The organism is bacterium (genome assembly GCA_040757115.1).
Taxonomy (GTDB): Bacteria; UBA9089; CG2-30-40-21; order CG2-30-40-21; family SBAY01; genus JBFLXS01.
In genome coordinates this window covers 1-7,757 of record JBFLYA010000176.1, presented here as the reverse complement: position 1 = coordinate 7,757, position 7,757 = coordinate 1, and the positions used below count along the sequence as shown (strand labels likewise).

Sequence of the window (7,757 nt, the reverse complement as noted above, 5' to 3'; positions counted from 1 at the left end):
ATTGTGGAAAACAACAAATTTCCATAAATTTCTATTAGTTTCTATTAATTTCAATTTTTTTAATAATATCTCCCTATCTCCTTAATCTCCACATCTCCTTTTGTTACACCACCTGAACGCTTACAGGTTTTAAATACCCGCTTAAAAATACAGTTTCCTGGTTTTGCAGAACTCTAGGCGAATATCTTTAAGGAGGTATTAATTATGTTAAAACAATTATGTATTTTTCTGATTGTATTTACTGTTTTGTGTCTGGGGGGTCAAAAAGTTCTACTGGCTAAATCTAAAATAGAGAGACAAGAGATTAAATGGTATCATTCTTTTGAGAAAGGGTTAAAGATGGCTAAAAAAAAGAATAAACCTTTGATGGTAGATTTTGAAGCAAAATGGTGTATCTGGTGTAAAAGATTAGATGCAACGACATATAAAAATCCAGAGGTAATTGCACTTTCTAAAAAATTTATTCCAGTCAAGATTGATTGTGAGGTAGATAAAACTACACCAAACCAATATGCTGTCCGAGGCTTGCCAACGATTATCTTTATGGATACGGATAGTCAGGTAATTCATCAAGTAGTAGGTTATCGTGGACCAAAAGATTTTATAACCGAAATGAAAAAGGCACTTGCATCTACTAAAGGAGCTGATTAAATGATAAATAATATCTTATTTCTTTTGCTCTTTATCATTGGTTGTAGTCAGGCTAAACCTTATATTACCCCGTATCAATATCAGGAAAATCAATTAGCAAAATTACTTTATGACCGTGCCCTGGCATATCAAGACCAAAAAAATTATGAATTAGCCATTATTGAATTTCGACATTTTATTGACTATTATCCAAAGATTTATTATGCCGATGAGGCTCAACTTAATATCGGTAAATGCTATCAGGCATTAGAACAATGGAATGAGGCGATAAATAATTATCGGCTATTGCTTAAAAAATATAAACACTCTGACTATAAAGTTGAGGCAATTTACCAAATCGGAGAATGCTACCAGGCATCTAATAAATTTAAAAAGGCAACTGAAATATATCTTTCTATCATTAAGGAACATTCCAAAACAGTCTGGGCAAAAAAGTCAAAAGAAAAGATAGAGGAGATTGCAAATAAATTCCCGCAAAGTAAAGAGTTTAAAAAAATCAATCGTCAAGCAGAGAAAATCTATCGTAAGAGTCAAAAGAAATAAAAAGGAGTGTAATTATGGGATTTGAATATCGAGAAAGAGAATTATATTGTGATGGGCTTAAGATTGAAACCATTGCCAGGCAGGTGCAAACACCATTTTATCTTTACAGTTATGATGTCTTAACCTCTAATTACGAGGCTTATCGCCAATCTTTCCCTAATACCTTAATTTGTTATGCCTGTAAGGCAAACGCTAATCTGGCTATCCTTAATATTTTAGCCCAAAAAGGGGCAGGGGCAGATGTTGTCTCCGGCGGTGAACTATTTAAGGTATTAAAGGCAGGAATTCCGCCGCAAAAAATCGTTTTCAATGGTAATGGTAAAACCAGAGAAGAACTTGAATATGCCGTAGAGAATGATTTGTTAATGATTAATGTGGATTCAATAGAGGAACTTTCATTATTGAGCCAAATTGCCAGTGCAAAAGATAAAAAAGTCCGTATTGCAATTCGTGTCAATCCTGATATTAATCCACTTACTCATCATTATATTGCTACAGGCCTGGCTAAAAGTAAATTTGGAATAAGCAACCATATGGTAAAAGAGGTTTATCTCCGGGCATCAAAGTCACAAAATCTTGAAGTAGCAGGAATTCATTGTCATATTGGTTCGCAAATAACTCATTGTAACCTATTCCTTGAAGGCATGCATAAGGTTCTTAAATTAGCCCGGGAACTTAAAGAGTTAAATATTAACATCGAGTATATAAATCTTGGTGGAGGTTTAGGTATCAGGTATCATGATGAAGATATTCATAGCATCCAGGATTTTGGCAAAATGCTCTTACCAGAAATTGCTAATACCAATTATAAACTAATATTAGAACCAGGACGAAGTATTGTAGGCGAGTCAGGAATTCTTGTAACTAAAATACTTCATATTAAAAAAGGACATAATAAGCATTTTATTATCGTTGATGCGGGGATGAATGATTTAATCAGACCGGCATTCTACAAGGCATATCATAAAATTCTACCAGTAATTGAAGATATAGAGCGAGAAGGATTAACGGCAGATATAGTTGGCCCAATATGTGAAGAGGGTGATTTTTTTGCCCATGATAGAGTGTTACCTAAACCTACGGCAGGAGAGCTACTGGTTATTTTAGATGTTGGGGCTTATGGAGTTACAATGTCATCTAATTATAATATGCGTCCTAAGGTGGCTGAGGTAATGGTCATTAATGGAGAATATCATATTATCCGTCAGAGAGAATCTTATGAGGATTTAATTAGCAAAGAGGCAATTTTACAGATTTAATAATTCCTCAACCTTTTCTAAAACATCCATAGCGGTGATTGCCTTAACACATTCTAATGATTCACATCCTTTTTGACAGGGATTGCAAGGTAACTTTTTATAAACATATTTTGTCCTGATTAAATGGTGATGCATTGAAGGACTGGTAGATAAAAATATCGTGACTACAGGGGCACCTGCCGCGGCGGCGATATGTAATGGTCCTGTATCTGTCCCAATAAATACCGTTGCTATTTCCCCTAACGCCGCTATTTGATTCAAATTTAGAACAGGCGAAACTAATGGCGTCCGGGACATCAATCTCTTTATCTGAAACGCAAACTCTTCCTGACCTAAATTTGGACTTAAGATTACCTTTGCCTTATATTTTTCAATTAAAACATCTGCTACCCGGGCATATCCCTCAACACTCCATCGCCTTGAAGGAGCACCGGCACCAGGATTAATGACAATGACTAATTCATCTTCTTTTATCTTAAATAACTGCTTGATATATTCTCTATCCTGATTTGACACTTCCATAACTAATTTCTTATCAATATGTTCTATATCAATCCCTAATAACCCCAATTTCTCAAACCCTTCTTCAATACAATATGTAAGGTTTTTTTTAGGTATAAATCTTAAATTAAAGAATATCTTGTTCCAATCAGTTCCTTTACCAACCCTGTATTTAGCCCTTGATAGCCAGGCTAATACAGCGGAGCGAGTGCCATTATATAAATCAACTACTAAATCAAATCGTTGTTTCCTTATCTTCAAAATAAATTTAATCTGATTTATAATGTTTTTATGTTTGCGGTCAAAGACAATAATTTCATCAATGTATGGATTATTCCTGACTACATCTACACCAGTAGAATTCACAACGATACTTAAATGACTATTATTGAAATTTTGTTTAATAGCCTTAATTGTTGGAGTTGTAAATAATAAATCACCGATTAAATTAAAATCTATAACAAGTATTTTTTTAATTGACCTGGGTAGTTTTTTTCTCCATTGTTGATAATAAATTTCCTCTGTTTGAGTTACTAAAAAATCCTGTGTGAATTTCTCATTGACTAATTTTCTGCCATTATCTCCTATTATCTTAAGTTTCTCCCTGTTTTCTAATAAATCAAGCAAAACATTTGCCATAGCTTGAATATCTTTTGGTTGAACTAAATACCCTGTTTTATCGTTTTCTATAATTTCTGGAAGGACGCCAACCGTAGTAGCCACAACCGGTTTTCCAGCACCCATAAATTCGAGACAGGTTCGACTATTTGCCTCTGAACCAATAGATGTTATAACGCCAATGTCAATAACAGATAAAATCTCTGGCAGATTGCTCCATTTATCAATGATAATTACATCTTTTTCAATATTATGTTTTTTAGCCATATTCATCAAATCAGCTTTAGAAAATTCTGCCTCATAGCCAATGATTAAAAACTTCACTTTTAACCCTTCAATGTTATTTTTTACTTTTGCGGCTGTTTCAAAAAAGTATGGGTAACCTTTTACCGGGTCAAATCTGGCTGTCATTCCAATTATAAAATCCGTCTCGGCAATACCTAATTCTGCTCTGATTTTCTCTTTTGGAGTCTCAACCTTAAATTTATCCACATCAATCCCAAAATAGATAAGTTTATAGTGGTCTTCTTTGCCTCGAAGATGCTTGAGGCATTTTTTTAGCATAAATTTAGAGGTAACGATTACTTCATCGGCTAATGAATTATGCAGGTATCTATTTATTGAATGCCCTTTGGGAGTCATAAATGTGCCTCGTGTTCGGATTAAGGCAATTGGTCGCCTGGCTAATTTAGCCGCTAAACAAGAAATAACAAAACCATAAGATTCATGCACATTTAAAACATCAATCTCTTCTTCTTCTAAAATACAGATGAGTTTTCTTAAGTCTGTAATAAAATAGATAGGGTTGTTATGGTTTAAATGCAGATTAGTGATAACTGGCACACCTTCAGCCTCTGCTCTTTTAATCAAAAGACTCCCTGGTAAAGTAACTATGATTACCTTATGTCCTTTTGCCTTCAATCCTTTTGAAAGATTTAAGGCGTAACTGCTAATGGCATGCCAATGTGGACTATTGACGACCTGGAGGATATTTAATTTCTTTTCATTCACTGTAATTCTCCTGAAAATCGGGACTCGGGACTCGGGGTTCGGGACTCGGGATTCGGGAAGAAAGAAACTCTCAGCAATTCCCCCTTAATAAAGGGGGTTAGGGGGTTGTCCTTCTCCCATTTTCATTGCCCTTTGTGAGCCCTGGCTTATGTCCGTTTCTCCTTATTGTTCCAGTTACTTATTCTTAATTTCGTGAGGCACTGCTGGATATTTTACCAAAAGTTTTATCTAATGTCAATCAAATTTTGCCTTCTATTACTGAAGTTTTGGCTTTAGCCTTTTATTAATTTATGAAAAGTTAAAAAAACATTAAAAAATTACTTGACATACGATACTTTGTGGTATATAATAATCAACACTACAAGATAGGCTATTTTTGTAGGTTTTCAGGTGTATGGTTGAATGCTTTCAAGAAATTACCTTATTTTACCTGTTATAAGGTAAAATAGATAAAATATAAAAAAGGGAGGGGATTTTAAGATGGAATTGTCATCTAATGCAGGAAAAGTGCTGGAAAAGAGGTATTTAAAAAAGGATGAAGATGGTAAGCCGATTGAGACACCAGAGGAGATGTTTTGGCGTGTGGCGGAAAATGTAGCTTTGGCAGATAAAAATTATAATTCTAAAGCAAGTGTCCAAAAAAGAGCAACACAGTTTTATGAATTGATGACCAGGCTTGAATTCTTGCCTAATTCACCTACCTTAATGAATGCCGGCCGAGACCTACAACAATTATCTGCTTGTTTTGTCTTACCAATTGAAGATTCGATGGATAGTATTTTTGATGCAGTGAAAAATACTGCTTTAATCCACAAGTCTGGCGGTGGCACAGGATTTAGCTTCTCAAGACTTAGACCAAAGGATAGCCCGGTTAAGACAACGAAAGGGGTTTCAAGTGGCCCTATTTCATTTATGACCGTCTTTGATGCCGCAACCGAAACCGTTAAACAGGGTGGAACTCGACGAGGAGCAAATATGGGCATATTACGAGTTGACCATCCGGACATACTGGATTTCATTAAGTGCAAAGAAAAAGAACACAGATTGAATAACTTTAATATCTCCGTTGCCTTAACTCGGGAATTTATGGAGGCATTAGAAAATAACAAAGAATATGATTTAATCGACCCACGAACTAAAAAAAGTGTAAAAAAACTGTTGGCAGATGAGGTATTTGACCTTATCGTTGAATATAGCCATAAAAACGGTGAGCCAGGAATTATCTTCTTAGATAGAATAAACGAACATAACCCCACACCTAAAGTCGGTGAGATAGAAAGCACTAATCCTTGCGGCGAACAACCGTTACTTCCTTATGAGTCCTGTAATTTAGGCTCTATTAACCTGGCAAAAATGGTCAAGGAAGATACTATTGATTATGAGAAATTAAGTCGGGTCGTAGAATTATCGGTTAGATTTTTAGATAATGTTATTGATATGAATAATTATCCGCTTAAAATCATCGGAGAAAAGACAAAAGCAAATAGGAAAATAGGATTAGGGATAATGGGTTTTGCGGATATGCTTATTCAACTTGGGATTCCTTATAATTCTGAAAAAGGCATTCAGACCGCAGAAGAGGTAATGAAATTTATTCAGCAAAAAGCAAGGGAATCATCCGCACAACTGGCAAAAGAAAGGGGTGCATTCCCTAACTTTAAAGGTAGTATCTATGATGATGGGCAATGTGAAGGACTCCGCAATGCGACTACGACGACGATTGCTCCAACAGGCACAATTGGAATTATCGCTCATTGTTCAAGTGGGATTGAGCCATTATTTGGTGTTTGTTTCATCCGAAAGGTAATGGATAAAAATGAATTGATTGAGGTCAATGCTTATTTTGAGAAGATAGCTAAAAAAGAGGGGTTTTATAGTGAGGAACTGATGCGTAAAATTGCAGAAAAAGGCACCCTACACGGCATAAAAGAAGTTCCGGTAAAAATCCAGAAGATATTTTGCACGGCTCACGATATTTCTCCAGAATGGCATATCAGAATGCAATCCGCCTTCCAGAAATACACCGATAATGCAGTTTCAAAAACAGTTAATTTCCCAAATTCTGCCACTCGCGAGGATGTAAAAAAAGTCTATCTCTTAGCCTATAAAAATGGTTGTAAAGGAGTAACCATTTATCGTGATGGCAGTCGTGAAGAACAGGTGCTTTATCTTGGTTTGAAGAAAAAAGAGGAAAAAGAACCCCGAACACCAAGGCCAAGACCATCTGTAACCACAGGAACTACACAGAAAATAACGACTGGCTGTGGGAATTTATATGTAACGATAAATGAAGATGAAAAAGGCCCCTGTGAGGTCTTTTCCCAAATGGGTAAATCCGGTGGTTGTGCCGCCTCACAATCTGAGGCAACAAGCAGGTTAATTTCATTAGCCTTACGCTCTGGAATAGATACAGAGGTAATAATTAAACAATTAAAAGGGATTAGATGTCCTGCTCCTTCCTGGCAAAAAGGAGGAACGATTTTATCCTGTCCGGATGCCATTGGTAGAGCCATCGAAAAGTATATGACTAATGGATTAGAGCCAAAATCATTAAAGAAAATGACAATGACGAAAGCCGCGGTAGGTATCTATCCTGAATGTCCGGAGTGTGGAGAGATACTTGAATTGGTAGAAGGTTGTGCGATATGTAGAGTCTGTGGTTTTTCTAAGTGCTGGTAAAAATATGAAAATAATTGTAACCGTTCAGCCACAGAGGCACAGAGTTCACAGAGAATTAGAGAAATTAGCCACAAATGGACACGAATTAACCTGTGACATTCGATAAATGTAGTACGAACCTTTAGGTTCGCTTTCCTGCTTGCCAGAAGCGAGGCTAATTGCTTTTTCATAAATAGGTTCCTCTTTTGGGGAGAGCGATAGCAAGAAGAACTTTAATGTAAATATCAAAATGCAAATATCAAAATTACAATGCAAAATGCAAAAATACTTGTAAATTAACAAAGTAGCTGGAGAATATTTTGATTTTTGATTTGTAATTTTACATTTTGATGTTTGATTTTTAATTTATTTTATGGTATTCCAGAAAAGTGGAAGTTAATTTTGCAAAAACCATAAGCCTCGCACTACAAATCTTTTTATTATTCGTGTTCATTCGTGGTTATATATTCCCTCTGTGTTCTCTGTGACTCTGTGGCTATATCCCTGAACGGTTAC

5 protein-coding genes are annotated in these 7,757 nt (G+C 35.7%); 4 read left to right on the top strand and 1 reads right to left on the bottom strand.

The features are described 5' to 3' along the window. The first annotated feature begins 204 nt into the window (after positions 1–204). The 3 genes from AB1422_13915 to lysA are packed head-to-tail and all read left to right on the top strand — an operon-like array spanning position 205 to position 2,453. Positions 205–651: a thioredoxin family protein gene (locus AB1422_13915; GenBank protein MEW6620409.1), complete on the top strand. Its 447-nt coding sequence runs from the start codon at positions 205–207 to the stop codon at positions 649–651. Then, complete coding sequence (locus AB1422_13910; GenBank protein ID MEW6620408.1) at positions 652–1,194, top strand: tetratricopeptide repeat protein; 543 nt, start codon at positions 652–654, stop codon at positions 1,192–1,194. Between the two features lie 14 nt (positions 1,195–1,208). Next, positions 1,209–2,453, top strand: coding sequence for a diaminopimelate decarboxylase (gene lysA, locus AB1422_13905; protein MEW6620407.1), 1,245 nt, complete (start codon positions 1,209–1,211; stop codon positions 2,451–2,453). On the opposite strand, the gene AB1422_13900 is transcribed toward lysA, so the two are convergent. Continuing rightward, positions 2,442–4,583, bottom strand: coding sequence for a glycosyltransferase (locus AB1422_13900; protein ID MEW6620406.1), 2,142 nt, complete (start codon positions 4,581–4,583; stop codon positions 2,442–2,444). The two genes, lysA and AB1422_13900, sit on opposite strands and share 12 nt — an antisense overlap. Before the next feature lie 480 nt (positions 4,584–5,063). Between AB1422_13900 and AB1422_13895 the strand changes: the two genes are divergently transcribed. Further along, positions 5,064–7,262 carry a vitamin B12-dependent ribonucleotide reductase gene (locus AB1422_13895; protein MEW6620405.1) on the top strand — a complete coding sequence of 733 codons (2,199 nt, stop codon included), beginning with the start codon at positions 5,064–5,066 and terminating at the stop codon, positions 7,260–7,262. Positions 7,263–7,757 lie beyond the last annotated feature (495 nt).